Source organism: Mycolicibacterium stellerae, assembly GCF_003719305.1.
GTDB classification, from domain to species: Bacteria; Actinomycetota; Actinomycetes; order Mycobacteriales; family Mycobacteriaceae; genus Mycobacterium; species Mycobacterium stellerae.
This window is the reverse complement of sequence record NZ_RARC01000027.1, coordinates 1-25,553: the sequence shown is the minus strand read 5'-3', so window position 1 is coordinate 25,553 and position 25,553 is coordinate 1. Positions and strand designations below refer to the sequence as shown.

Sequence of the window (25,553 nt, the reverse complement as noted above, 5' to 3'; positions counted from 1 at the left end):
CACCACACGGGTGGGAGCAGCGGGCGACACCTCATGTCACGACGAGGGGGAAGAGCCGCCGTCACCGGCTGGCAACAGCCGCCGGCTCCTCATCATCTTCCGACAGTCCTTCGATGAGCTTGTCCGTGGTGCGCTGAATGTGCGCCGCGAGCAGATCGCTAGCGAGTTGACCGTCACGCGCCACCACCGAGTCCAAGATCGCGCGGTGTTCGGCTTCAATGTCACGGTCACGGTCGTACAGCGGAGCAGACCAGCGGCGGTACAACTCGGAAGAGTCGCGCAGCGCATTGGCGATCGACAAGATCCGGGTGTTCCCACAACCGGCCAGCAGCGCCGAGTGGAACTGCTGATGAGCCACCACCCACTCCTCGGAGAAGCGCGCGGGATCGTCTGGGTCATACCTCGGCGCCCGCTGCAGTACATGATGCGCCGAGATGGCGGCGGCCTCCCATGCGACGTCGCCGTTCAGGATGGCATAGCGCAGAGCGAGCGTTTCGATTTCACACCGAGCAACGGTCAGATCACGAAGATCATCGACGGTGACGTCGACGACGCGAAATCCCTGCTGCCACTCCGAAATCACCAGCCCCTGTTCGGCAAGGCGCTGCAGAGCTTCGCGAATCGCCCCAATGCTGCAGCGGTATTGATCGACCAGGCTGTTGAACGGCAGCTTCATCCCAGGCGCGAGGCGCCCGGTGAGGATGTCGGCCCGCAGTTCGTCGTACACGCCAGACCGGTTCGCGCGAGCCTTATCAATAGGACGAGCCACAGGCGGGCCTCCTTTCTGGGGTTGATGATAGACGATCGTGTCATCATGCGACAGCCTCAGCGGTTTTCGAAAATAGGCTTGACATTGCGATGGTTCATGTTCTGTGATGAGAGCGGAAGTTGTACAGCAATGACGAGGGAGTCACGGTGCGCCTGCTCAACATCGACAACCGGTTGCACGTAGAAGCGGCCGACGGCGCCGCCGACGTGGAGAAAGCCAGCTCGGGGCTCTTTGCGACCGATCCGCAAGCGATCTTCCAGCGCTGGGACGAGTTCGTAGAGTGGCACCGCTCCCATGCCGGCGACATCGCGGCGCAGGTCCGCCGGCGCGACGAGCGCGGCCTGATCGGGCCGCCGGCGCCGCGGCCCCCCCAGGTATTCGCGGTGGGGCTCAACTACGACCAGCATGCCGCTGAATCCGGGTTCCCCAGACCTCAGCAGCCGGTAATCTTCACCAAGTTCGTCTCGTCGATCACCGGCCCGGTTAGCGACGTCACCCTGCCTGACGGCGACGTCGACTGGGAGGTGGAACTCGTGGTGGTACTCGGCAAGGGTGGGCGAAGCATTCCCGCCGAGCGCGCCTGGAGCCACGTCGCCGGACTGACTGTGGGACAGGACATTTCGGAACGTCGACGACAGCATTCGGGGCCAGCGCCCCAATTCAGCCTGGCCAAGTCGCACGAAGGCTTCTCGCCCATCGGACCCGTTCTGGTCACGCCCGACGAGTTCGCCGATCCCGACGACTTGGAGCTTGGAGCCACCATCGACGGCCATCAAGTGCAGCACGGACGGACCTCCGATCTGATCTTCCCCGTGCCGGTGCTCATCGAAGAGATCTCTCGAATCGTGGAGCTGTACCCCGGCGACGTGATCTTCACGGGCACGCCGCAGGGCATCGGCGCTGGCCGTGTCCCACCCCGGTTCCTCAAGCCCGGAGAAGTCCTGCGAAGTTACGTGACCGGGATTGGCGAACTGGTGCAGTCGTTCACCACACCGGATGCATCGGTGCGCGACGGCGCCGGTGCAGCAGCTGCAGCGCGGAGCTGAGATGGCACTGCATCGCCTCGACTCCATCACCGTCGGCGTACCCGACGTCGCCGCCACCACCGTCTTCTACGAGGATTTCGGGCTCAATCCCAGCAGCGACGGATGGTTCTCGACGACTGAGGGCGGCAACCAGCTGCGCCTGGTCACCTCGGCGAGCCGGCGACTCGTCGAGGCCTGCTTCGCCGCCGACGACCTCGACGACATCGGCCGGATGCGCGCGCGGCTCGCCGAACGTGGATTCGCGGCAGCCATCGACGGCGCCGATCTCGTTACCGCCGACCCGGGCACCCATACGCCCATTCGCATCGCGGCGCGACCGCGACTGCAGCAGCAGCCCTACAGTGCCCCCGCGGTGAACGGGCCGGGTCGGGTGGACCGAGTCAACGCCCGCGCCGCGGGCATCCTCGTCGAGTCACCCGTGCGGCCTCGCCGGCTTGGCCACTTCGTCCTGGGCACCACCGACTTCGATCAATCCCGGCAATTCTTCGTCGACGGCCTGGGGCTCAAGGTCAGTGACATCGTGAAGGACGTCGGTGTATTCCTGCGCTGCTCCACTGACCACCACAACGTGCTCGTGCAGCGATCGCCCGTGCCGTTCCTCCATCACAGCAGCTGGCAAGTCGACGACGTAGACGCCATCGGCCGTGGCGCGATGGCCGTGCTGGAGAGGCATCCCGAACGGCACATGTGGGGGCTGGGCCGCCACTACGCGGGCTCGAACTTCTTCTGGTACTTCCGAGATCCTGCTGGCAACTACGCCGAGTACCACAGCGACATGGACTCCATCCCCGAAGACGCCATCTGGGCACCAGAAGTCCTCGAAGGCGCCCTCGGCCTCTACCGCTGGGGGCCGCCCCCGCCTCCCTCGTTCATCAACCCCGAGGATCTTGCCGACCTGATGATCCACGGCCACAGCGCCTAAAAAGACCGAACTCGAAGCGAGGACCCTGGCCGTCCAAGACCACCTTGACGACCGCGCTTCGCCGAAAAGCACAACACTTAAGGAGTTTTCGCATGCCCGCCGCCCGTCACCTCAAGACCACCAGCGCCGACGCCGCCACCGCACCCAACAGCGATCCGGCCGTCACTGAAACGGTCACCCAGATCATCGCCGACGTCCGCGATCGCGGTGACGCCGCAGTGCGCGAGTACTCCGAGAAGTTCGACAAGTGGTCGCCACCAAGCTTCAAGCTCAGCGACGCCGACATCGAACAGATCATCGGTGGTGTCCCCGCCGAGGTGATCGCCGACATCAAGACCGTTCAGCACAACGTCCGCGTCTTCGCCCAACACCAACGCGACTCGCTGGCCGACTTCGAGGTCGAGACCGCACCCGGAGTCCATCTGGGTCAACGCAACCTTCCGGTCTCGGCGGCCGGCGCCTACGCCCCAGGGGGCCGCTACCCCCTAGTCGCCTCCGCGCACATGACGACCGTCACCGCCAAGGTGGCCGGGGTCCCGCACGTCACGGCGTGCACGCCCCCCATCCGGGGCGAGATTCCCGCCGCCACAGTCGCGGCGTTCCACCTCGCCGGCGCCGACGACATCTACCTGCTCGGCGGCGTCCAAGCCGTGGCCGCGATGGCCTTGGGAACCGACACCATCGGCAAGGTCGACATGCTGGCCGGGCCGGGCAACGCTTACGTCGCCGAAGCCAAGCGGCAGCTTTTCGGTACCGTCGGCATCGACCTGTTCGCCGGCCCCACGGAGATCTTGATCATCGCCGATGGGGACGCCGACCCATTCATCGTTGCCGTCGATCTACTCAGCCAAGCCGAGCATGGACCCGACTCCCCCGCCATTCTCATCACCGAGTCAGAAACGCTGGCACGAGAGGTCATTGGGCACATCGACGCGCTGCTTCCCGAGATGCCCACGCGCGACTTCGCCGCCCCGGCATGGCGTGATCATGGCCAGGTCATCGTCGTCGATGACATCGACGCCGCCTACGACCTAGCGGACACCTTCGCAGCCGAACACGTGCAGATTCTCACCGCCGATCCGCGGCGCGCCTTATCGGCCATGACCAGTTACGGCGCCCTGTTCCTCGGGGAGAAGACCTGTGTCTCTTACGGCGACAAAGTGATCGGCACCAACCACACCTTGCCGACCCGCCATGCGGCCCGCTACACCGGCGGCTTGTGGGTCGGCAAGTACCTCAAGACCGTGACCTACCAGGAAGTCACAACCGCCGCGGCCAGCGCTGAACTCGGCGCACTCTGCGGCCGGGCCGCTCGGGTGGAGCTGTTCGAGGGTCATGCCCGCTCCGGAGACGTTCGCGCCGCCAAGTTCGGCGACGCCACCTTGACCTGGGCGCCGCCCGAGCCCGCACTTCGCTGACCCGATGGTCGACTTCTCGCTCACGGGGAAACGGGCGCTCGTCACCGGCGCCAACCGAGGCCTGGGCCAGGCGATCGCCATCGCCTTAGCCGAGCTTGGTGCCACCGTCTACGGGACCTCGCGCACCGCCGACGGCGCGAAGACGATCCAGACATCGGTGGGCACACCCGGTTTAATCCTCGACGTCACCGATACGGCATCGGTGATCAGGTTCGCTGAGGACCTTCCGGGGCGCCTCGACGGCCCCCTCGACATCTTGGTCAACAACGCCGGCGTCAATGCGCCGGCGGCGGCCCTAGACGTCACCGAAGCGCAATGGGACAGCGTTTTTGCCACCAACGCCAAGGGAACTTTCTTCCTCACCCGGGAATTGGCCCGCACGTGGATCGCCGAGGCTACCTCAGCCTCGGTGGTCAACATCGGGTCCCAGGCCGGTTCGGTAGGCATCGAAGAACGGGCCGTGTACTGCGCGACCAAGGGAGCGGTAAACCAGCTGACGAAGGTGCTCGCCATCGAGTGGGCCAAGCACGGCATCCGGGTCAATACGGTCGCACCGACCTTCGTACGCACCGACCTAACCGCGGCAACACTGGACCGGCCGGGGTGGGGCGAGACGCTCCGCAGTCGAATCCCCCTGGGGCGGTTCGGCGAAGCTGCCGATGTGGTGGGCGCGGTGGCCTTCCTCGCCGGGGACGCGGCCGCGCTCATCACCGGCACCACCCTGCTCGTCGACGGCGGCTACACCGCCTGGTGATGACCAGCCCCCGTTACGCCAAGATCGGCTTCGATAGTCGCGCGCTGCGCCGTGGGCAACCGCGCCGCGCCTCTCGCCCACCCCGGGTGAGTCATCCACCCAGCGCGATCAGAGCAGTCCGCGCACGGTCCCACCGACGTCGTAGGCAGACCCGTTGATGAATCCACTCATCGGCGAGAGCAAGTACACCACCAGGGAGGCGACCGCCCCCGGGGTAGCGATCCCCATCGGAAGGTGACGGTCGGTCAGATAACGGCGCACCGCGCCGTCACGGTCGGTCCCGTACTGGCCGGCGAGTTGGTCGACGAGCCCGCCGGGGCGCGTCCACAGCGTGGTCCACGTCGGCCCTGGAAGCACAGCGTTGACCCGCACACCGGGCGCATAGTCGAGGGCCATCGCCTTGGTGACGTAGAGCAGGGCTGCCTTCATCGCTCCGTACTCGACCGGTACGGACTCCGGTTGCTTGGCCAAATCGGAGGACACGTTGGCCACCGCGGCGTCCGTTCTGGCGGCCATGCGCGGAACGAAGTATCTGCTGGTGCGCACCGCGCACATCAGATTCAGTTCGAACGAGTCGCTCCACTGTTCGTCGGTAGCGGTGCCCACCGACTCGTTGCCGGAGCGCCCGACGTTGTTGACCAACAGATCCGGCACGCCGAAGCCGTCCTCGACGGCGGCGTTGGCGGCGGCGACCCCCCACGAGGTGGCCAGGTCCGCGGTGACGAACGCGTGACCGGCGCCCGTCAAGGTGGCCGCGGCCGCCCGCAGGGCAACCTCGTCGTGGTCGCTGATCGCCACCGCGGCTCCCTCGGCGGCCAAAGCTGCAGCGATTGCCAGGCCGATCCCGCCGGCGCCGCCGGTGACGTAGGCGCGTCGACCGGTGAGGTGAAGATCCATCAATACCCCTGGGCTCTCACGTGGCGTCCCGCGCCCGATTCGGGGCGAGGAGACTGGCTAACTCTGGTGCACAGTGCAATTGGACGGCGGTACGCGTCTTGAACATGCGCGGCGCGAATTCTGCGGTGATCGCTGCATGTGTGGGATGGTCGAGATAGCGATGCAGCGCCGAGGCAGAGTCAACGAGGGCGACGACGCCATAGTCGGAGGTCCCTGCCCGCAGCCGCAGCGCCACACCGTGGGTGTAGGAGATGAGTTCGGGCACCAGCGCAGGCAGGGCGCCCAAGGCGGTGTCAAAATCGGCAACATCGGCGTCGGTGACCGTCGGGAACCATTCGAAGGCGACGTGGTGGATGATCACCGAGTCCCCACCATCAGCCCAGAACCTGCCCGCCGGACACTTCCAGCGCATCGCCGGTGATCTCAGACGCCGCGTCGGAGGCCAGAAACATCACCGCCGCCACGATGTCGTGCGGCTTCTGGAATCGACCCATGGGAATCACGTCGCGACGTGCTTGTCGAACTGTCTCGTAGGGGATGCCGGTCTCGCGGGCGTACCCCTGCAGGCTGGCGATGGACATGTCGGTCTCGACGAAGCCGGGGTTCACACAGTTCACCCGGATAGCTGGGGCCAATTCCAGCGCCAGCGCCCGACTGTAGTGCGCCACTGCGGCTTTGGCAGCGCAATAGTGCGACAGATACCGTTCGGGTCGCTGCGCGGCCTGTGAGGCGACGTTCACGATCGCGCCACCACCAGGCTGCTCGGACATCACCGCAATGGCAGCGCGGCAGACCAAGAACGTGCCCTTGGCGTTGGTGTCCATGATTCGATCCCAGTCGGCCTCGGTCAACGAGGCTGCCGAGCCCCGCGACACCGCGCCCGCGTTGTTCACCAGCACATCGATGCGCCCGAACCGGGTGTGCGCGGCGGTGATGAACGCCTCAACGTCCTCCGCATCGGTGATGTCACATCGTCGATAGAGGGCAACCGCGTCGCTGGTCGCGACATCAGCGAGATCGCAACCCGCCACGCTCGCGCCTTCGGCGCCGAAGTCCTCCGCCAACGCGCGTCCCAAGCCGGCATTGACCCCGGTGATGACCACGACCGTCCCGTTGAACCGTGGCGTCATGCGCCGTCCCGACCCGACGTGAGGCGGGTAATGATCAGGGCGACCAGGATGATCGCGCCGAACGACGCATCGATCCAGAACGTCGGCAGCTGCGCCAAGGTGAGGATGTTCTGAATGCAGCCCAACAGCAGCACACCGGTCAAGGCGCCGAGCATCGTGCCTTTGCCACCGTCGAGGCTGATGCCACCAATAACGGCCGCAGCGAACACAGTGAAAATGAGGTTCTGGCCTTGAGCGGCAGTCACCGACTCCACGCGACCAGCCAGCATCAAGCCCGCCAGCGCGGCCAGCACACCCGCGATCACGAAGACCACGCGGATGGTCCGGTCCACCGAAATACCAGCTGCCCGAGCCGCGTCGGGATTACCTCCGATGGCATAAAGCTGACGCCCAAAGGTGTGATACCGCAACACAAGACCCGCCACCACGAACAGACCGCCGGCTAGCAGAATTGAGATCGGCACGCCGGCGAAGGTGGTCTTGCCCAGGAACAACATCGGTTCAGGAAGGTCGAAGAGCGTCTTGCCGCCGCTGACACCGAGCGTCACCCCGCGCAACAGGATCAGCGCCGCCAAGGTGGTGATGAACGCGTTGAGCTTCAGCCGCACGACGAGGAACCCGTTAATCACACCGACGAGCCCACCGACGGTAAGGCACACCAAAATCGCAAGAAACGGGTTCAGGTCCCACCCGGATCCGCCGATCGACAGCGGAGTCACCAAAAACGCCGCCACCATCGGCGCGAGCCCGAACACCGATTCCAGCGAGAGATCGAACTTGCCCACGATGAGGATCAGCGTGGACGCCACGACCACCACCGACAGTTCCGAAGACTGCTGCAGCAGGTTGATGATGTTCTGCCGACTCAGAAATGCGTCGTTGACGACACCGCCGATGATGATCACCACAACCAGCGCAGGCAACAGCGTCAGGCCCGACAACTGCCGGGGCAGCACACGTTTGGCGGTCTCGGTCCACGGCGGCCGGGAGGCCGGAGCGGCATCGGATGTGAGTTCAGTGGTCGTCATCGTGTGTACCTTCACCTTCGGCGGCCGCGGCGACGTCGGCATCGCGCCATCCGCGTTGGAATTGTTTGTGGACACGGCCCCGGTACATCACCAGGACGCGGTCACATCCTTTGAGGTCGGCGAGTTCGTCGGAGACCACGAGAACCGACATGCCGGTTCGCCGGGTCCTGGCCGCGACGGCCTCGAAGATCGCTGATTTCGAGGCGATGTCCACCCCCGATGTCGGATTGATCAGCACCAGCAGCTTCGGGTCGCGGGACAGTGCACGGCCCAGCACGGCCTTTTGTTGGTTCCCGCCGCTGAGCTGCCCCACGGGTTGCTCGGAACCCGAACACACCAGGCCCAATTCGGTGATCAGTGATTGAGCCGCCTGGCGTTCGCGGCGCAGGGACACAAAGCCCAACTTCCCGAACAGGTTCGCTGCAGGGATTGCCATGTTGTAGGCGATGCTCAGCAGCGGTGCGAACCCCTGGGCGTATCGATCTTCGGGCACTATTCCCACCCCGGCGCGCCAGATCGCGCCCACTGACTTGTTGGTGATCGGTTTCGTCTCGAGGACCACCGCACCGTGTGTGGCCGTCCGCATGCCGGCGATCGTCTCTGCCAGGGCAACGCGCCCCGATCCGACCAGGCCGGTGACGCCCAGCCATTCGCCACGGCCGATTTCGAGATTCACGTCGTCCAGCTCGCCGGTGCGGGTGAGGTTTGTACACGTCAAAACGGGTGCACCGTCAGCGAGGTCGGTGGTGTGGCTAGCGGCATTCGCCGGCTCTGCTGAACCCTGGGCGCCACCGACCATCGCCTCGATGACGCGGGTCCTGGGCATTTGGGCGATGTCGCCGGTTTCGACGTGGGTACCGTCACGCATGACCGTCACGCTGTCGCAGAGTTCGTAGATCTCTTCGAGATAGTGGGAGATGTAGAGGAACGTGACCCCGCTGCGCTGCATGTTGTGTAGCTTGTCGAATAACCTTGTCACCGCGGCCTGTTCGAGTTGGGCGGTCGGTTCGTCGAGGATGACGAACCGGGCGCCATCGGACAATGCGCGCGCGATCTCGACCAGCTGGCGCTGCTCTACCGAAAGGTCGGTCACCTGATCGCTGGGACGCACGGGAATGTCCCACTGCTGGAGCAGCTCGGTGGCCATCGAGTCGATCTTTCGGTGATCGATCAGCCGCAGCCGCGGGGATCTCAACGGCACCCGATTGAGGAAGATGTTCTCCGCGACGGTCATCGTGGGAATCACCGTGGGCTTCTGGTAGACACACGCCACGTTCTGTCGCCACGCTCGCCGATCGTTGAGAGCAGGCGCAGCTGCATCCTGGAACGACACCGCGCCGCGATCGGGTGTGACTAACCCGGTCAGCACCGACACCAGGGTGGACTTGCCGGCGCCGTTGCGTCCGAGCAAAGCCCGGGTCTGGCCCTCGGAGATCGTCATCGACACATCCCGTAGGGCACGCGTAGACCCAAACGTCTTACTGATGTGCGACACCTCGACCACGGGTGGGCGCGGAGAGGCGTGCGGCGGCGATGCCGCGGCTTGTGAAACCGTCACTGGTTGGCCCACAGGTCTTTTGAATCAACGTTGCCTTTGGTGACCATCGGTGTGGGCAGCAGGTCCTCCTGCGACTCATTGCTGCAGCACTGCCGAATCTCGGAGTCGTGGTCGGACGGACCGTCGGAGAATGTGCCACCGGTGAACACGTGCTGTACCGCGTCGACGCCGTACTTGGCGTAGAGGTCAACCGGCTGGGACACGGTGCCGTCCATCGTGCCGGCGCGGATAGCGTCCAACGCCGCTGCGCCGCCGTCGATGCCGTACAGCGCAATGTGTCGAGGGTCGCCGACGGGCACCAGCTTCCCAGCGCCATTCAGCGCCGACAAGACCGCAGTTCCCATCGCGGTATCGCTGGCCATGTAAATGCCGCGAAGGTCGGGGGTTGACGCCAACGCAGTCGCTGTTGCACTACCAGCAACGTCGGATTGCCACTTGGTCGGTGTCGACACGATCTTGATGCTCGGGAACGATTCCTTCATGCAGTTGAGGAACCCTTCCGAGCGTTCCTTGCCCGCGATCGAAGCGAGATCTCCCTGCAGTTCCAGGACTGTCCCTTGCCCACCCAGTTGTTTGCCCATGGCCTGGCACACCTGCTGACCCATACCCTCTGAACTCGACCGGATCGTCAGCGCAGCGGGGCCACTGGTGGGTGCACTGTCGAGCATGATGACCGGCACGCCGCGGGCTTTGGCATAATCGAGCGCCGGCACGATGGCACTGGAGTCGCGAGGTATCAGCGCGATGGCCGTCGCACCGGCCGCAATCAAGTTCTGGATCTGCGTGACCTGCTGTCCGGCATCGTTATTCGCGTCGGTGACCTGAAGCGTCGTGATGCCGCGCTCCTTAGCCTCCGCAGTGACGGCATCGGCAACCGCTACTTGGAACTGATCCTTGAGGTAGGGCGCCGAATAGCCGAGCACAAGTTCCCGGTCGCCGGACGCGGCAGGACCCGCCAAATCGTCCGTGGTGCCGCAGGCTGCCATTGAACCGGCCGCCACCATAGCGGCCATACCAGCTATGGCGATTCGGAAGCTGCTTCTCACGAGGTACTCCTTCTAGTTCGTCGCTGAACCCGGTGACAGTGCTGCCACTGCCGATGTCGACCGCCACAGACGTCGCCTGGCAGAGACGAGGGCCGAGCTTTGCGTGGTGTCGTTTAGATCACACCCTCGACTGGTCCGATTGTCAATACCAGTTTCGAAAATACCCTCTGCCATTGGATGGTCTCGTTCCAGCGGAACTTGATCGGCAAGGAGGCGCCACAACGGACGGGCATTGCATCCGTCGAGGGGCATTGCCCGTCATCGCGGCGACCGCCGTCGGGACATCGGCCAATCGCAGCGGTTACGTCGACCAGGGCCGCGACCCACCTCGGCTGGGCCGTGCCAACCCGGGATGCCTCGGGCCCAAGAGAGCTAACTGGCTGCTGCAGGGCCAGCGATGTGCTACTTGCCGGGTGTCGCAAAGACGAATAAGGCCATGAAGGCGATGTTGATGAAATAGATCGCTTCGATCAGACTCACGGTGATCAGAAACGGTGTGAACAAACGTGATTGCGCTTCCGGTTGTCGGGCAACGCCAGCGATGAACTGAGATCCGGCCATCCCGTCTCCAATGCCCGCACCGATCGCACCACCCGCCAGAATGATGGCACCCGCCAAGAGCGCGTCCCCCACGATGGGATCAGACGGCATGATGACACCTCCTATGTTGATTGGTGCAGCAGGGACTCGACAGCGGACACGACCCGGCCGGCGCCGTCTTCGACGGCGATGTCTGCACTGAGTCGACACGCGTTGTCACGGAGTTGTGGATCGTCGACTGCCGTGCGCATGGCTGCGGCGAGGCGGTCGACGGTGAGGCGGCGCTGGTTGATGGTGGCCGCGGCGACGCCGAGGGCAGTGAGTCGGGCAGCCCAGAACGGCCCATCACCGTAGGCCGGCAAGGCTATGGCGGGGACGCCAGCGCGCAGACCCTGTGCGGTGGTTCCCGCGCCGCAGTGATGCGCTACGGCGGCGACGCGGGGGAACAGCCAGTCGTGTGGGGTGTCACCGATCGTCATCACCGTGTCGCCGGCGGCGTTCAGGCTGGTCCAGCCAGCCTGAACGAGGACGCGGACTTTGGCCTGCGCAGCGGCCTGCCGGATGAGGTCGGAGAGAAGCGCGGCGCGGGCGGGCGTCGTCATCATGCTGCCGAATCCGACGAACACCGGCGGCGGGCCGTCGGAGAGAAAGCGGGTCAATTCAGCGGGTGGGGTCCAGTCGCCGGAATCGGCTGGCCACCAGTATCCGGTGACCTCCAGACCGGACCGCCAGTCGGCTGGGCGGGGTGCCACAAGCGGCGAATAGCCATGCAGGATAGACCAGTTCGCTGCTGCGCGCTGCCTTCGTAGTACGCTGGCCGACGCACACGGCAAGCTGAGTTCGCGGCGGAAATCGGCCACCACACGTCCGTAGGCGCGATCGACCAGCCATGCACCTGCCCGTGCAGCGGCTCGGTTTCCGGCCGCTCCGGCCGACCATCCGCCCAGGATCGCCGGTGGATACTGCGTTGTTGCTGACAAGGGCTGTAGTCGAACACCCAGGGAGGGAATGCCTCTTGATTCAGCCCATGGGTGGCCGGCCATCTCCGCGAACGGGGACAGCAGGGCGATGTCGGCTGGTTCGGTTTGGACCGCGGCGAGGATGTCGTTGCCCAGTGCCCGCATCCCGGCTCGCGAAGCGAACGCCGCTAGTCCTTTCATCGGCTGCACCTCAGCACCGTCCGCGGCGAGCTGCAACTCGGCTGGCAACTCGCGAAAACCTAAGCCGCACCTAGTGATCATGTCGGCGAATGGGGTGTAGGCGGCGATGCTCACCGTGTGGCCGGCCTGTTGCAGCGCGACGCCGACCCCGGTCAATGGAGCGACATCGCCGCGACTGCCCACGGCGATAATGACGATCCGACTCATCGTTGCACCGCCACCGCGCGGTTGAAGATGACGACCAAGTCCTCTGCGTAGGCGTGGGCATCGAAGTCTGGTTCGCGCAGGATTTTTTCTACGACCGCGTTGACAGCGCCCCGCAAAGCCACCGCCATCGACCCGACGGAAAACTGCCCAAATTCGCGATCCCGTTGGCCCGCAAGCAGTATCGCGGTCGGATCCAAAATGGTGAGTTCTTCTCGAAGCTCGTCGTTCATGCCCAACTCATCGAAACGACGGCCGTCGCTGGGCTGATAGCCCGCACCCAGTTGGGCCAGCGCCGCCAACTGCACCCGGTGGCCGTCGAAGTAGGCGATATTGGCCCTGATGTAGGCGGACAGCTTTCCTGCCGCCGTGTCGTCTGCCTGCAACACTGGCGCGACCGCTGCGAGCGCCGAGCGGTACATCTCCTCGACGATCGCGTCGACCAAGTTGTCCTTCGTACCGAAGTGGTAGAGCACCGCACTCATCGCCACACCCACACGGTCAGCGATCTTGCGTATCGACGTCTGCGCCCAGCCGATCTCGGCGATCACCTCGATGGCAGCAGTCACGATTTGCGCTCGTCGCGCCGCCTGGGTGAAGGTCACCTTCTTCTGATCAGATCGCACGAACTGATATTAGATCATGCGATCAATACCGGACAGCCCGCCTACCGATGCTTCACGAACACGTGCTCAACCGCCGGCACGGAAAGCAGGGTCGTCCCATCGATCGCCGGTGGCCCCGAGCGTCTCCAACATGCACGAACACGGAATTATGGACTCGCCTGCTCGACGTCAACATTCGCGAGGCGGGGATGCTGCAGCACACAAAGCCAAATGATATTAAGCGTTAAATCCGGTGCGCGAATCAGCACACGCTAGCGATCGACCAAGCGTACGAACCTCGCTGGCACACTCTTGGCACAACGGGGGTTCACTAGTGAGTCCAGAGCCGAAAGCGTTAAGCAGCTGACCTGCAAGAATATTGGTGGGCGCGGACGGTATCGAACCGCCGACCGCTGGTGTGTAAAACCAGAGCTCTACCACTGAGCTACGCGCCCGTGCCGGTGCAGGTTACCGGCTTACTCATCGTCCTGAAAAATCGCCGACTGTGCGGATTTGTACGCCTGTGCGGCGTGTCCCGTATGAAACCACACACTCGAGGGTGCCAGGGAGGCCGAGGAGCTACGACTTCAACGCCGACAGCGCATCGATCCAGACGGCCTGATCGCGTGCCTCGCCAGGCTGTTTCATCTCGGCGAACCGGATGATCCCCGACCGATCGACGACGAACGTGCCGCGATTGGCGATGCCCGCGTCGGAGTTGAACACCCCGTAGACCTGCGCCACCGCGCCGTGCGGCCAGAAGTCGGCCAACACCGGAAACGTGAACCCGCTCTGAGTTGCCCAAACCTTGTGTGTCGGTGGCGGTCCGACCGATATGGCCAACGTGGCGGTGTCGTTGTTCTGGTAGGAGGGCAGCTTGTCGCGAATCTCGTCCAGCTCGCCCTGGCAGATGCCGGTGAAGGCAAGCGGAAAGAACACCAGCAGCACGCTCTTGGCGCCGCGGAAGTCGCCCAGGCTGACCGGCTGCCCGTTCTGGTCCTTCAGGGTGAAGTCCGGGGCCTCGGTCCCGACGTCCAGCACTAGCGCCGACCCGCCGCCTTGGACTTCGGTTGAACCAGCCGGCTGGCGCTCCAGTCGCCGACGTTTGCCGACGAGGTCTGCATCAGCCCCGCCGTCGGCGCCGACTCGGCGATTTCGGCGGGCATCACATGCCCCCGATGACCCGTCTTCGGGGTCAGAACCCAGATCACGCCGTCGTCAGCCAGCGGCGTGATCGCGTCCATCAACCGGTCCACCAGATCGCCATCGTCGTCGCGCCACCACAGCAGCACCACATCGACGACGTCGTCGGCGTCCTCGTCGAGCAACTCACCGCCGCACGACTCTTCTATGTCGGCCCGGATGTCGTCGTCGACGTCGTCGTCCCAGCCCAGTTCCTGCACAACCTGATCTTTTTGGATGCCCAGCCGTTGGGCGTAGTTCGGGGCGTCTGCCGCCGCGACCACCGTCGGTCCTCCTTCAATTGCTCGTAAAGTTCGTCCTATCGTCGCACGACCCGGACATTCGGCAACGCCCGGCGCTGAATGGCTTATCGATAGGCGGCATCGCAGAGGTCCAGCGCCGTCGTCTTGACGTCGTTCAGTTTGGACACCGCGGCGTTGAATTCGTCGGGTGCGTAATTGCCCGCGATGGCGTTCGCAACGCCCCGAGCAGCGTCGACCCAGGCGTTGAGCGCATCGCGCAGTTCGGCCGACAGCGGGTCGCTGATGCTCTGGGCGACAAGATCGGCGCTGTGGTTGAGCGAGTCGACGGCAGGCCCGGCCTTCGACGCCGCGTCGGCGGCACCCGAGTTGAATGACGCCACGTAGTTGTTGACCGCGGTGATGGAGTCCACGCTGCTGGAGCTGAGCGCCTCACATGAGGTGTGGACCGCCTCGGTGGTCAGGGACTTCTGGCGTTCGGACTCCTTGGAACTCGACGATTCGGCCGACTCCTGCGCCGAAGCCGAAACCGAGGCCTTGTAGACCGGTGTGTCGGCGGCGTTGACCGTCGGCGACCCTTCGGTGACGGAGGTGCATCCCACCATGATCATGGCGAAAACGGTCAGGATGCCGACCCCCAGCGCGACGATCCGCATCCGCGGTGACCTGGTCAACCCTCCTATCCGCACGGTCTGCAGACGTTACCGGTTTGGGCGGGCGGTCGGCGGTTCATTCCAGTAGCCACCACCGGCGGCGCAAGTGGGGCACGATAGGGGGACGATAGAGGAAGCCGCAGAGCTAGACCGCAAGACCGAGGAGTGGAAGTTGACCACCGAGTTCGCGCGCCAGGATCTGGCCCAAAACTCCGGCACCGCAGCCGAACCCGACCGGGTACGCGTGATCCGCGAAGGCGTTGCGTCCTACCTGCCCGATATCGATCCCGACGAGACCACCGAATGGCTGGAGTCGTTCGACCAGTTGCTGGAACGGCAGGGTCCTGCGCGGGCGCGCTACTTGATGCTGCGTCTGCTCGAGCGCGCCGGCGAACAACGGGTGGCCATTCCGTCGCTCACATCGACCGACTACGTCAACACCATCCCGACCGAGTTGGAGCCGTGGTTCCCCGGCGACGAGGAGATCGAGCGCCGCTACCGTGCCTGGATCCGATGGAACGCAGCCATCATGGTGCACCGCGCTCAGCGGCCGGGAGTCGGTGTGGGCGGGCACATTTCGACGTATGCCTCGTCGGCCGCGCTCTATGAGGTCGGCTTCAACCACTTCTTCCGCGGAAAGTCCCATCCCGGCGGCGGAGACCAGGTTTACATCCAGGGCCACGCATCGCCGGGCATCTACGCCCGCGCATTCCTCGAGGGTCGGCTAACCGCCGACCAGCTCGACGGCTTCCGGCAGGAGCACAGCCACCCCGGCGGAGGCATCCCGTCTTACCCGCATCCACGGCTGATGCCCGACTTCTGGGAATTCCCGACCGTGTCGATGGGCCTTGGCCCGATGAACGCGATCTTCCAGGCCCGGTTCAACCATTACCTGCACGATCGCGGCCTCAAGGATACGTCCGACCAGCACGTGTGGGCGTTCCTCGGCGACGGCGAGATGGACGAGCCGGAGAGTCGTGGCCTGATCCAGGTGGCCGCGAACGAAGCGCTGGACAACCTGACGTTCGTCATCAACTGCAACCTTCAGCGTCTCGACGGCCCGGTGCGCGGCAACGGCAAGATCATCCAGGAGCTGGAGTCGTTCTTCCGCGGCGCGGGCTGGAACGTCATCAAGGTGGTGTGGGGCCGCGAGTGGGACACCCTGCTGCACGCCGATCGTGACGGCGCCCTGGTCAATCTGATGAACACCACCCCTGACGGGGACTACCAGACCTACAAAGCCAACGACGGCGCATACGTGCGCGACCATTTCTTCGGCCGCGACCCGCGCACGAAGGCACTGGTCGACAAGATGTCGGACACCGAGATCTGGAACCTCAAGCGTGGCGGCCACGACTACCGGAAGGTCTACGCGGCGTACCGCGCCGCCACCGAGCACAAGGGTCAGCCGACGGTGATCCTGGCCAAGACCATCAAGGGCTACTCACTTGGCGCCCACTTCCAGGGCCGCAATGCCACCCATCAGATGAAAAAGCTTGCGGCCGAGGACCTCAAGCAGTTCCGCGACGCCATCCGCATCCCGATCGACGACGAGGAACTCGACAAGAACCCGTACCTGCCGCCGTACTACCATCCCGGCCCGGATGCGCCCGAGATCCGCTACATGCTCGACCGGCGACGGACACTGGGCGGCTTCGTGCCCGAACGGCGGACCAAGTCGAAGGTGCTGACGCTGCCGAGCCGCGACGTTTACAAGGCGCTCAAGAAGGGCTCGGGAAACCAAGAGGTTGCGACCACCATGGCGATGGTGCGCACATTCAAGGAACTGTTGCGGGACAAGGAGATCGGCCCGCGCATCGTGCCGATCATTCCTGACGAGGCACGCACATTCGGCATGGACTCCTGGTTCCCGAGCCTCAAGATCTACAACCGCAACGGGCAGTTGTATACCGCCGTGGATGCGGAATTGATGCTGGCCTATAAGGAAAGTGAGATCGGCCAGATCCTGCACGAAGGCATCAACGAGGCCGGTTCGACGGCGTCGTTCACCGCGGCGGGCACGTCCTACGCCACCCACAACGAACCCATGATCCCGCTGTACATCTTCTATTCGATGTTCGGCTTCCAGCGCACCGGTGACGGGTTGTGGGCGGCCGCAGACCAGATGGCCCGTGGCTTCGTGCTTGGCGCTACCGCGGGCCGGACCACGCTGGTCGGTGAGGGACTGCAGCACGCCGACGGGCACTCGCTGCTGTTGGCGGCGACCAATCCGGCCGTGGTGGCCTACGACCCGGCGTTCGCCTACGAGATCGCCTACATCGTCGAAAGCGGGCTGGCCCGCATGTACGGCGAGGACCCGGAGAACGTCTACTTCTACATCACCATTTACAACGAGCCCTACAAGCAGCCCGCCGAACCGGAGGGCCTCGACATCGAGGGACTGCTGCGCGGCATCTACCGCTACCGGGCCGCCCCGGAGCAGAAGTCCAAGCAGGCCCACATCCTGGTGTCGGGCGTGGCAATGCCGTCGGCGATCCGGGCCGCCGAGATGCTGGCCGACGAATGGGATGTGGCGGCCGACGTGTGGTCGGTGACCAGTTGGGGTGAGCTCAACCGCGATGGCGTTGAGATCGAGAAGGAAAAGCTGCGCTACCCCGACCGTCCGGCGCGCGTGCCGTACATCACCCAGGTCCTCGCGGACACCCGCGGGCCTGCCGTGGCCGTTTCGGACTGGATGCGCGCGGTTCCCGAGCAGATCCGGCCCTGGATGCCGAATACCTACGTCACGCTGGGCACCGACGGTTTCGGGTTCTCCGATACCCGCCCCGCCGCGCGGCGCTACTACAACACCGATGCCGAGTCGGTGGTGGTGGCGGTGCTGGAGGCACTGGCCGCCGACGGTGAGATCGACCAGTCGCAGGCCATCGAGGCAGCCAACAAGTACGAGATCGACGACGTGCTCGCGGCGCCGGAGCAGACGTCCGACCCCGGAGTGGCCTGACTCACCGCGGTTCTTGGAGGAATCCGCCAAAAAATGGCGTAGCTTTTAGGGATGGCCGACAATCGGTTCGTCCCGCCCGCCTCCACGCTGGAGGTGCTGGAGACCATCCCGGAATCGGTGCTGCGCCGGTTGAGCCAGTATTCGGGCCGGCTGGCCACCCAGGCGGTGCATGTCCTGGAGGAGCGGCTGCCGTTCTTCGCCGACCTCGAGGCCTCCCAACGCGCCAGTGTCCAGTTGGTGGTGCAGCACGCGGTAGTGAACTTCGCGGAGTGGATGCGCAACCCAGACGGCGACGTCAGCTATACGGCGCAGGCGTTCGAGGTGGTGCCGCAGGACCTTCGCAGACGCATCGCACTGCGGCAATCCGTCGAGTTGGTGCGCGTGACCATGGAGTTCTTCGAGGAAGTGGTGCCTCTACTGGCCCGCTCCGAAGAGCAACTGACGGCGTTGACGGCAGGAATCCTTCGCTACAGCCGCGACTTGGCGTTCGCCGCCGCAACCGCATACGCCGACCAGGCCGAGGCACGAGGCGCCTGGGACACCCGGATGGAATCCAACATCGTCGACGCAGTGGTGCGTGGCGACACCGGACCGGAACTGCAATCGCAGGCCGCGGCACTGAACTGGGACGCCACCGCACCCGCAACCGTCATCGTGGGTATTCCCCAGCCCGACCGCGTCGACCTTGCCAGCGGCGACGTCCACGATGTGGTCAACAGACACGGGCGCGCGGCACTGTCCGACGTGCACGGCACCTGGCTGGTGACGATCGTGTCGGGGCCGCTCAGCCTCACCGACCGATTCCTCGGCGATCTTCTGACCGTTTTCGCCGACGCGCCCGTGGTCATCGGGCCGACCGCACCGACGCTGTCGGCCGCGCACTGGAGCGCCACCGAGGCGATCGCGGGGATGAACGCGGTCGCGGGCTGGACCGGTGCGCCGCGACCCGTCGTCGCACGTGAGCTTTTGCCCGAACGGGCGCTGCTCGGCGACGCGTCGGCGATCGCCGCGCTGGAAACCGAGGTGATGAGGCCGCTGGGCGACGCAGGCCCGGCATTAACTGAGACGCTGGACGCATATCTGGACTCCGGCGGCGCGATCGAGGCCTGTGCCCGCAAGTTGTTCGTTCATCCAAACACCGTGCGCTATCGCCTCAAGCGCATCGCCGACTTCACCGGCCGCGATCCGACCACCCCTCGCGATGCGTACGTCCTGCGGGTGGCCTCGACCGTCGGACGGCTGACTAGGCAAGCACAGCATTCCAGCACGTCGAACATCGCCAATGCACAGATAAGGACGCATCCTGGGGCCCTGCCCAGCCAGGACCGGGCAGGGTAACAGATTTCGGCTCGATATCGATGGAGTCCCATCACATGCTGTTTTGTGGGATCTCTACAAAAGAATAAGACCAGGTTCATAATCTCTTACACCGCGCAGATCCGTTCCCACAGTGTTCTCTTAGATACGTGCTCGCATTGCTTGCTCCCGGACAGGGATCGCAGACGCCTGGCATGCTCGCCTCATGGCTGGAGCTGCCCGGCGCGGCTGACCGCATCTCCACCTGGTCGCAGTCCAGCGGTCTCGACCTGGCCGCACTCGGCACCACCGCGACGGCGGAGGAGATCACCGACACCGCCGTGACGCAGCCGCTGGTCGTGGCCGCGACACTGCTTGCCGCCGAAGAGTTGACCAAGCGCGGCCTGCTGGCCGGACGGGACTTCATCGCAGCCGGACACTCCGTCGGCGAGATCGCCGCCTATGCGATCGCCGGCGTGATCTCCAGCGACGACGCCGTGGCGCTGGCCGCGACCCGTGGCGCGGAGATGGCCAAGGCGTGCGCGACCGAGCCCACCGGCATGTCCGCGGTGCTCGGCGGCGACGAGGCCGATGTCCTAAGCCGCCTTGAAGAACTTGATTTAGTGCCCGCGAACCGCAATGCCGCGGGCCAGATCGTCGCGGCAGGCAGCCTTGCCGCCCTGAGCAAGCTGGCCGAGGATCCGCCCGAGAAGGCACGCGTCCGTGCTCTCGCCACCGCTGGGGCGTTCCACACGCACTACATGGCGCCTGCCACCGAGGGCTATGCCGCCGCTGTTGCAAAGGTCTCGACCTCTGAACCGACCGCTACCTTGCTGTCCAACGCCGACGGCCAGCCGGTCGCCTCGGCCGCCGACGCCATGGGCAAGCTGGTCGCCCAGCTGACCCGGCCGGTGCGCTGGGACTTGTGCACGGAGACTCTCCGGCAATCGAACGTGACCGCGATCGTCGAGTTCCCGCCCGCCGGGGCACTCGCCGGGATCGCCAAGCGAGAACTCAAAGGGGTGCCGACGAAGGCCGTCAAAACCCCCGCCGACCTGGACGGGCTATCCGAGCTCTAGAGGCCTGATTCCCGGCGTCGTCGGGGACAGCACAACTGCATAACCAACGTAAAACGCAGTAACACAACAAATTAGAAGGAGCCATAGTGGCCGCCACTCAGGCAGAAATCATCTCCGGTCTCGCCGAGATCATCGAAGAAGTCACCGGCATCGAGCCGTCGGAGGTTACCCCGGAGAAGTCGTTCGTCGACGACCTGGACATCGACTCGCTGTCGATGGTGGAGATCGCCGTTCAGACCGAGGACAAGTACGGCGTGAAGATCCCCGACGAGGACCTCGCAGGCCTGCGCACCGTGGGTGACGTGGTCTCCTACATCCAGAAGCTCGAGGAAGAGAACCCCGAGGCTGCCGCCGCACTGCGCGAGAAGATCGAAGCGGATCGCGCGTGACCAGGCCTTCCACTGCTAATGGCGGTTTCCCCAGCGTTGTGGTGACCGCCGTCACGGCGACGACATCGATCGCGGGCGATATCGAGAGCACGTGGAAGGGCTTGCTGGCGGGCGAGAGCGGCATCCGCGTCCTCGAGGACGAATTCGTCACCAAATGGGACCTGCCCGTGCACATCGGTGGCCACCTGAAGGAGGCCGTCGACGACCACATGGGGCGGCTGGATCTGCGACGCATGTCGTATGTCCAGCGGATGGCCAAACTGCTCGGTGGCCAGATCTGGGAGACCGCGGGGACACCCGAGGTCGATCCGGACCGCTTCGCTGTCGTCGTTGGCACCGGCCTGGGTGGCGGCGAGAAAATCGTCGAGACCTATGACCTGATGAACGAGGGCGGACCCCGCAAGGTGTCGCCGCTCGCCGTTCAGATGATCATGCCGAACGGCGCCGCTGCGGTCATCGGCCTGCAGCTCGGCGCCCGCGCCGGCGTCATGACGCCGGTGTCGGCGTGTTCTTCGGGCTCGGAGGCTATCGCGCACGGGTGGCGGCAGATCGTCATGGGCGACGCCGATATCGCCGTCTGCGGTGGTGTCGAGGGCGGCATCGAAGCGCTGCCCATCGCGGCGTTCTCGATGATGCGCGCCATGTCGACCCGCAACGACGACCCCGAGGGCGCTTCTCGACCGTTCGACAAGCATCGTGACGGCTTCGTGTTCGGCGAGGCAGGTGCGCTCATGGTCATCGAGACCGAGGAGCACGCCAAGGCTCGCGGGGCTCAACCGCTGGCTCGCCTGTTGGGAGCAGGCATCACGTCGGACGCCTTCCACATGGTGGCGCCCGCGCCCGACGGTTTGCGTGCCGGACAGGCGATGAAGCGTTCGATGGAGCTTGCCGGCCTTGACCCCAAGGACATCGAGCACATCAACGCCCATGCCACGGCAACGCCGATCGGGGATACCGCAGAGGCCAATGCCATCCGGGTCGCCGGTGTGGAACACGCCGCGGTGTATGCGCCGAAGTCGGCGCTGGGCCACTCCATCGGTGCGGTCGGGGCGCTCGAGTCGGTATTGACAGTGCTGTCTCTGCGCGACGGCGTCATCCCGCCGACCCTGAACTACGAAACCCCCGATCCGGAGATCGATCTGGACGTCGTTGCGGGCGAGCCCCGGTATGGCGACTTCAGGTATGCGATCAACAACTCGTTCGGATTCGGTGGACACAACGTCGCGCTGGCGTTCGGCAAGTACTGAGCGCCAGGGGGGAAAGGAACCATCGCAGCGAAATGACTGGGTTGGCTACGGGGAACGGGTTCCCCGACGTTGTTGTGACAGGCGTTGCGATGACGACTGCTTTGGCTACCGACGCTGAAGGCACGTGGAAGAGGCTTCTCGAGGGGCAAAGCGGCATCCGGCTTTTGGATGACGCGTTCGTCGAGGAATACGACCTGCCCGTTAAAATCGGCGGGCATCTGCTGGAGGATTTCGACGGTGAGCTGACACGGGTCGAGCTGCGTCGGTTGTCGTATCTGCAGAAGATGTCGACGATCATGAGCCGGCGGGTCTGGAAGAACGCCGGCGAGCCCGAGGTCGATCCCAAACGGCTGATGGTGTCGATCGGCACCGGCATGGGGTCGAGCGAGGAGCTGCTCTTCGCCTACGAGGGCATGCGGGCCAAGGGCCTGCGTGGGGTGTCGCCGCTGGCAGTGCAGATGTACATGCCCAACGCGGCAGCCGCCGCCGTCGGGTTGGAACGCAAGGCAAGGGCCGGGGTCATCACCCCGATCTCGGCCTGTGCGTCGGGTTCCGAGGGCATCGCGCACGCGTGGCGCAACATCGTGCTCGGCGAAGCGGACGTGGCGATCTGCGGCGGCGTCGAGACCAAGATCGAGGCGGTGCCGATCGCCGGATTCGCACAGATGCGGATCGTGCTGTCCACCACCAATGACGACCCGGCCGGTGCATGCCGTCCGTTCGACAAGGACCGAAACGGGTTCGTGTTCGGTGAGGCCGGAGCGCTCATTGTCATCGAGACCGAGGAGCACGCGAAAGCCCGCGGAGCCAACATCCTCGCCCGGTTGATGGGTGCCAGCGTCACCTCGGACGGTTTTCACATCGTCGCGCCCGACCCCAACGGTGAGCAGGCGGGCCATGCGATTACGCGTGCCATCCAGCTGGCCGGCTTGGCGCCCACCGACATCGATCACGTGAACGCACACGCCACCGGCACCAGCGTCGGCGACGTGGCGGAGGGCAAGGCGATCAACAACGCGATGGGTGGCCACAAGCCGGCGGTCTTCGCGCCCAAGGGCGCGCTCGGCCATTCGGTCGGCGCCGTCGGTGCGGTCGAGTCGATCTTGACGATGTTCGCATTGCGCGACGGCGTCATCCCGCCGACGCTCAACCTGAAGAATCTGGACCCGGAGATCGACCTCGACGTCGTGGCCGGCTCGCCGAGACCCGGCAACTACAACTACGCGATCAACAATTCGTTCGGATTCGGTGGGCACAACGTGGCGCTCGCCTTCGGGAAGTACTGAGCGCCCCGATATCCGGCCCTTACAGGAGGTTTCGATGACAATCACGGCCCCCGAGACAGTCGGCGAATCATTGGATCCTCGTGATCCGCTGCTGCGCCTCAAAACGTTCTTCGACGACGACTGCACCCTCGAGTTGCTGCACGAGCGGGACCGCTCCGGCGTGCTCGCCGCAGGAGGCACCGTCAACGGTGTCCGGACCATCGCTTTTTGCACCGACGGCACCGTGATGGGCGGCGCGATGGGCGTGGAGGGTTGCGCCCACATCGTCAACGCCTATGACACCGCCATCGAGGAGCAGAGCCCGATCATCGGGATCTGGCACTCCGGCGGTGCTCGGCTGGCCGAGGGCGTCAAGGCGCTGCACGCGGTCGGCCTGGTCTTTGAGGCGATGATCCGTGCGTCGGGTTACATCCCGCAGATCTCGGTGGTCGTCGGCTTCGCCGCCGGCGGCGCCGCATACGGGCCTGCCCTGACCGACGTCGTCATCATGGCGCCAGAGGGCCGGGTGTTCGTCACCGGCCCCGACATTGTGCGCAGTGTCACCGGCGAGGACGTCGACATGGCGTCGCTCGGCGGACCGGACACCCACCACAAGAAGTCCGGCGTGTGCCACATCGTCGCCGACGATGAGCTCGACGCCTACGCGCGCGGCCGCCGACTCGTCGGATTGTTCTGCCAGCAGGGCCATTTCGATCGCACCAAGGCAGAGGCGGGTGACTCCGACCTGCACGCGCTGCTGCCCGAGTCGTCGCGTCGCGCCTACGATGTGCATCCGCTCCTTGAAGCATTGCTCGACGCCGATGCGCCGTTCGAGGAGTTCCAGGCCAAGTGGGCGCCGTCGATGGTGATCGGCCTCGGCCGGTTGTCGGGCCGGACCGTCGGCGTGCTCGCCAACAACCCGCTGCGGCTGGGTGGCTGCCTGAACTCCGAAAGCGCCGAGAAGGCAGCGCGTTTCGTGCGGCTGTGCGACGCATTCGGCATTCCGCTGGTCGTCGTGGTCGACGTGCCCGGCTATCTGCCCGGGGTCGACCAGGAGTGGGGCGGCGTGGTGCGCCGCGGTGCCAAGCTTCTGCACGCGTTCGGTGAGGCCACGGTTCCGCGGGTCACTCTGGTGACGCGGAAGATCTACGGCGGCGCCTACATCGCGATGAACTCACGCTCGCTCAACGCGACGAAGGTGTTCGCCTGGCCGGACGCCGAGGTCGCCGTGATGGGCGCCAAGGCCGCAGTCGGCATCCTGCACAAGAAGAAGCTGGCGGCCGCGCCCGAGGACGAGCGCGAGGCGCTGCACGAGGAGCTGGCCGCCGAGCACGAGCGGATCGCAGGCGGTGTGGATTCCGCCATCGAGATCGGCGTGGTCGACGAAAAGATCGACCCGGCACACACCCGCAGCAAGCTGACCCAGGCACTCGCCGAGGCGCCCGCACGGCGCGGGCGGCACAAGAACATCCCGTTGTAGGTCGTCGCTGTAGGTCGATTTCGCGGCGGCGTCGCGGTGACCTCGATAAATCCTCACATCCGTACTGTGGGTACCGACCCATTGCGTCGGGGGACCATGCAGGGTCGGTGACGAAGGAGTGAGGAATTCAGATGTCTGGTAACACCATGCGTCGTGGGATCGCCGGCGTACTCGCCGCAGGAGTGCTCGGAGGACTGGCTGCTACCACCATCGCGCTGCCGACGGCGTCGGCCGACGCCGACTGCACCGTATCGGGGCTCAGCAACGCCATCGGCACGGTCGGCGCGCAGACCGGCCAGTGGTTCGCCAGCCATCCCGACGCGAACAAGGCCGTCACCAACGCCGGTGGGCAGGGTGACGCCGAGGGCGCGATCCGAAACTACTTCATCGCGCATCCGTCGGAGTGGGCTGAGCTGCAGCGGATTGCGCAGCCGCTGCGCACCCTGCGTCAGCAGTGCGGATCGGATGTCGCCCCCGCAGATATCGCACGGCTGTACGACGCAATGGCCTCATAGCCGTCGATCTGGCGGGCTAATTGTACTGACCACGGACGTTAGGTACGGCGTGGCGTGGTGACATGACGAAGACCTCCGAGTGAAGTGCGAGCTGTCTAGGAACGCACCAACTCACCCCGGAGGTCTTCGTGGTCCACCGTAATGCCCC

25 protein-coding genes and 1 tRNA gene are annotated in these 25,553 nt (G+C 65.2%); 12 read left to right on the top strand and 14 right to left on the bottom strand.

Annotation, left to right across the window (positions count from 1 at the left end; all coding sequences use genetic code 11):
- Positions 1-61: 61 nt before the first annotated feature.
- Positions 62-769 carry a GntR family transcriptional regulator gene (locus D6M19_RS25555; RefSeq protein WP_206428637.1) on the bottom strand — a complete coding sequence of 236 codons (708 nt, stop codon included), beginning with the start codon at positions 767-769 and terminating at the stop codon, positions 62-64.
- A 146-nt stretch (positions 770-915) separates the two neighbouring features.
- Here D6M19_RS25555 and D6M19_RS25550 point away from each other — a divergent pair, with 146 nt between their 5' ends.
- The 4 genes from D6M19_RS25550 (at position 916) to D6M19_RS25535 (ending at position 4,909) form a co-directional block, all read left to right on the top strand.
- The gene (locus D6M19_RS25550) at positions 916-1,815 is read left to right on the top strand and encodes a fumarylacetoacetate hydrolase family protein (RefSeq protein ID WP_123028079.1); all 900 of its coding nucleotides are present in this window, start codon (positions 916-918) and stop codon (positions 1,813-1,815) included.
- 1 nt (position 1,816) lies between these two features.
- The gene (locus tag D6M19_RS25545; protein WP_123028138.1) at positions 1,817-2,737 is read left to right on the top strand and encodes a VOC family protein; all 921 of its coding nucleotides are present in this window, start codon (positions 1,817-1,819) and stop codon (positions 2,735-2,737) included.
- Positions 2,738-2,829: 92 nt separating this feature from the next.
- A complete protein-coding gene (gene hisD / locus D6M19_RS25540; protein ID WP_123028078.1) occupies positions 2,830-4,155 on the top strand; it encodes a histidinol dehydrogenase in 1,326 nt (441 codons plus the stop codon).
- 4 nt (positions 4,156-4,159) lie between these two features.
- On the top strand, positions 4,160-4,909 hold the full coding sequence (locus D6M19_RS25535; protein ID WP_123028077.1) for an SDR family NAD(P)-dependent oxidoreductase: 750 nt from the start codon (positions 4,160-4,162) through the stop codon (positions 4,907-4,909).
- Positions 4,910-5,017: 108 nt separating this feature from the next.
- On the opposite strand, the gene D6M19_RS25530 is transcribed toward D6M19_RS25535, so the two are convergent.
- The 13 genes from D6M19_RS25530 to D6M19_RS25470 form a co-directional block, all read right to left on the bottom strand.
- A complete protein-coding gene (locus tag D6M19_RS25530) occupies positions 5,018-5,806 on the bottom strand; it encodes an SDR family NAD(P)-dependent oxidoreductase (RefSeq protein WP_123028076.1) in 789 nt (262 codons plus the stop codon).
- Between the two features lie 16 nt (positions 5,807-5,822).
- Positions 5,823-6,167, bottom strand: coding sequence for a Dabb family protein (locus tag D6M19_RS25525; protein WP_164478684.1), 345 nt, complete (start codon positions 6,165-6,167; stop codon positions 5,823-5,825).
- Positions 6,168-6,180: 13 nt separating this feature from the next.
- A complete protein-coding gene (locus tag D6M19_RS25520; protein ID WP_123028074.1) occupies positions 6,181-6,936 on the bottom strand; it encodes an SDR family NAD(P)-dependent oxidoreductase in 756 nt (251 codons plus the stop codon).
- Complete coding sequence (locus D6M19_RS25515; protein WP_123028073.1) at positions 6,933-7,964, bottom strand: ABC transporter permease; 1,032 nt, start codon at positions 7,962-7,964, stop codon at positions 6,933-6,935. The genes D6M19_RS25520 and D6M19_RS25515 overlap by 4 nt, the downstream gene beginning before the upstream one ends.
- The gene (locus tag D6M19_RS25510; RefSeq protein WP_268812335.1) at positions 7,951-9,411 is read right to left on the bottom strand and encodes a sugar ABC transporter ATP-binding protein; all 1,461 of its coding nucleotides are present in this window, start codon (positions 9,409-9,411) and stop codon (positions 7,951-7,953) included. Before D6M19_RS25510 ends, D6M19_RS25515 begins: the two co-directional genes overlap by 14 nt.
- 107 nt (positions 9,412-9,518) lie before the next feature.
- Positions 9,519-10,568 (bottom strand): sugar ABC transporter substrate-binding protein, encoded by a 1,050-nt coding sequence (locus D6M19_RS25505; RefSeq protein ID WP_164478683.1) that lies wholly within the window; start codon positions 10,566-10,568, stop codon positions 9,519-9,521.
- Positions 10,569-10,970: 402 nt separating this feature from the next.
- Positions 10,971-11,219: a F0F1 ATP synthase subunit C gene (locus tag D6M19_RS25500; RefSeq protein ID WP_123028071.1), complete on the bottom strand. Its 249-nt coding sequence runs from the start codon at positions 11,217-11,219 to the stop codon at positions 10,971-10,973.
- A gap of 11 nt (positions 11,220-11,230) precedes the next feature.
- Entirely contained in the window at positions 11,231-12,475 is a 1,245-nt protein-coding gene (locus tag D6M19_RS25495; protein WP_123028070.1) for a glycosyltransferase, read from the bottom strand.
- Positions 12,472-13,098: a TetR/AcrR family transcriptional regulator gene (locus D6M19_RS25490; protein ID WP_123028069.1), complete on the bottom strand. Its 627-nt coding sequence runs from the start codon at positions 13,096-13,098 to the stop codon at positions 12,472-12,474. Before D6M19_RS25490 ends, D6M19_RS25495 begins: the two co-directional genes overlap by 4 nt.
- Positions 13,099-13,457: 359 nt before the next feature.
- A tRNA-Val gene (locus D6M19_RS25485) sits at positions 13,458-13,532 on the bottom strand.
- Positions 13,533-13,656: 124 nt separating this feature from the next.
- A complete protein-coding gene (locus D6M19_RS25480) occupies positions 13,657-14,118 on the bottom strand; it encodes a peroxiredoxin (RefSeq protein ID WP_123028068.1) in 462 nt (153 codons plus the stop codon).
- Positions 14,118-14,543, bottom strand: coding sequence for a DUF3052 domain-containing protein (locus D6M19_RS25475; RefSeq protein WP_123028067.1), 426 nt, complete (start codon positions 14,541-14,543; stop codon positions 14,118-14,120). Before D6M19_RS25475 ends, D6M19_RS25480 begins: the two co-directional genes overlap by 1 nt.
- Before the next feature lie 83 nt (positions 14,544-14,626).
- Complete coding sequence (locus D6M19_RS25470) at positions 14,627-15,175, bottom strand: Rv2240c family protein (protein ID WP_206428639.1); 549 nt, start codon at positions 15,173-15,175, stop codon at positions 14,627-14,629.
- A gap of 169 nt (positions 15,176-15,344) precedes the next feature.
- Here D6M19_RS25470 and aceE point away from each other — a divergent pair, with 169 nt between their 5' ends.
- The 8 genes from aceE (at position 15,345) to D6M19_RS25430 (ending at position 25,405) form a co-directional block, all read left to right on the top strand.
- Positions 15,345-18,134 (top strand): pyruvate dehydrogenase (acetyl-transferring), homodimeric type, encoded by a 2,790-nt coding sequence (aceE, locus tag D6M19_RS25465; protein ID WP_123028136.1) that lies wholly within the window; start codon positions 15,345-15,347, stop codon positions 18,132-18,134.
- 51 nt (positions 18,135-18,185) lie between these two features.
- Complete coding sequence (locus D6M19_RS25460) at positions 18,186-19,472, top strand: PucR family transcriptional regulator (protein WP_123028065.1); 1,287 nt, start codon at positions 18,186-18,188, stop codon at positions 19,470-19,472.
- Between the two features lie 128 nt (positions 19,473-19,600).
- Positions 19,601-20,509 (top strand): ACP S-malonyltransferase, encoded by a 909-nt coding sequence (locus D6M19_RS25455; RefSeq protein ID WP_123028064.1) that lies wholly within the window; start codon positions 19,601-19,603, stop codon positions 20,507-20,509.
- Between the two features lie 86 nt (positions 20,510-20,595).
- A complete protein-coding gene (acpM, locus tag D6M19_RS25450; RefSeq protein ID WP_123028063.1) occupies positions 20,596-20,898 on the top strand; it encodes a meromycolate extension acyl carrier protein AcpM in 303 nt (100 codons plus the stop codon).
- On the top strand, positions 20,895-22,145 hold the full coding sequence (kasA, locus tag D6M19_RS25445) for a 3-oxoacyl-ACP synthase KasA (RefSeq protein ID WP_123028062.1): 1,251 nt from the start codon (positions 20,895-20,897) through the stop codon (positions 22,143-22,145). The genes acpM and kasA overlap by 4 nt, the downstream gene beginning before the upstream one ends.
- 32 nt (positions 22,146-22,177) lie before the next feature.
- Positions 22,178-23,431, top strand: a complete 1,254-nt coding sequence (gene kasB, locus D6M19_RS25440) for a 3-oxoacyl-ACP synthase KasB (protein WP_123028061.1) — start codon at positions 22,178-22,180, stop codon at positions 23,429-23,431.
- A 34-nt stretch (positions 23,432-23,465) separates the two neighbouring features.
- Positions 23,466-24,890: an acyl-CoA carboxylase subunit beta gene (locus D6M19_RS25435; RefSeq protein ID WP_123028060.1), complete on the top strand. Its 1,425-nt coding sequence runs from the start codon at positions 23,466-23,468 to the stop codon at positions 24,888-24,890.
- A 131-nt stretch (positions 24,891-25,021) separates the two neighbouring features.
- Positions 25,022-25,405, top strand: a complete 384-nt coding sequence (locus D6M19_RS25430) for a hemophore-related protein (protein ID WP_234835046.1) — start codon at positions 25,022-25,024, stop codon at positions 25,403-25,405.
- Positions 25,406-25,553 lie beyond the last annotated feature (148 nt).

What these genes read in the sequence shown, in the direction of transcription:
- D6M19_RS25500 (WP_123028071.1), bottom strand. Translation starts at nt 11,219, where the DNA reads ATGCCGTCTGATCCCATCGTGGGGGACGCGCTCTTGGCGGGTGCCATC.
- D6M19_RS25430 (WP_234835046.1), top strand. Translation starts at nt 25,022, where the DNA reads ATGTCTGGTAACACCATGCGTCGTGGGATCGCCGGCGTACTCGCCGCA.
- D6M19_RS25515 (WP_123028073.1), bottom strand. Translation starts at nt 7,964, where the DNA reads ATGACGACCACTGAACTCACATCCGATGCCGCTCCGGCCTCCCGGCCG.
- D6M19_RS25435 (WP_123028060.1), top strand. Translation starts at nt 23,466, where the DNA reads ATGACAATCACGGCCCCCGAGACAGTCGGCGAATCATTGGATCCTCGT.
- D6M19_RS25495 (WP_123028070.1), bottom strand. Translation starts at nt 12,475, where the DNA reads ATGAGTCGGATCGTCATTATCGCCGTGGGCAGTCGCGGCGATGTCGCT.
- D6M19_RS25545 (WP_123028138.1), top strand. Translation starts at nt 1,817, where the DNA reads ATGGCACTGCATCGCCTCGACTCCATCACCGTCGGCGTACCCGACGTC.
- kasB (WP_123028061.1), top strand. Translation starts at nt 22,178, where the DNA reads ATGACTGGGTTGGCTACGGGGAACGGGTTCCCCGACGTTGTTGTGACA.
- hisD (WP_123028078.1), top strand. Translation starts at nt 2,830, where the DNA reads ATGCCCGCCGCCCGTCACCTCAAGACCACCAGCGCCGACGCCGCCACC.
- D6M19_RS25530 (WP_123028076.1), bottom strand. Translation starts at nt 5,806, where the DNA reads ATGGATCTTCACCTCACCGGTCGACGCGCCTACGTCACCGGCGGCGCC.
- D6M19_RS25535 (WP_123028077.1), top strand. Translation starts at nt 4,160, where the DNA reads ATGGTCGACTTCTCGCTCACGGGGAAACGGGCGCTCGTCACCGGCGCC.
- D6M19_RS25520 (WP_123028074.1), bottom strand. Translation starts at nt 6,936, where the DNA reads ATGACGCCACGGTTCAACGGGACGGTCGTGGTCATCACCGGGGTCAAT.
- D6M19_RS25460 (WP_123028065.1), top strand. Translation starts at nt 18,186, where the DNA reads ATGGCCGACAATCGGTTCGTCCCGCCCGCCTCCACGCTGGAGGTGCTG.
- D6M19_RS25470 (WP_206428639.1), bottom strand. Translation starts at nt 15,175, where the DNA reads ATGCGGATCGTCGCGCTGGGGGTCGGCATCCTGACCGTTTTCGCCATG.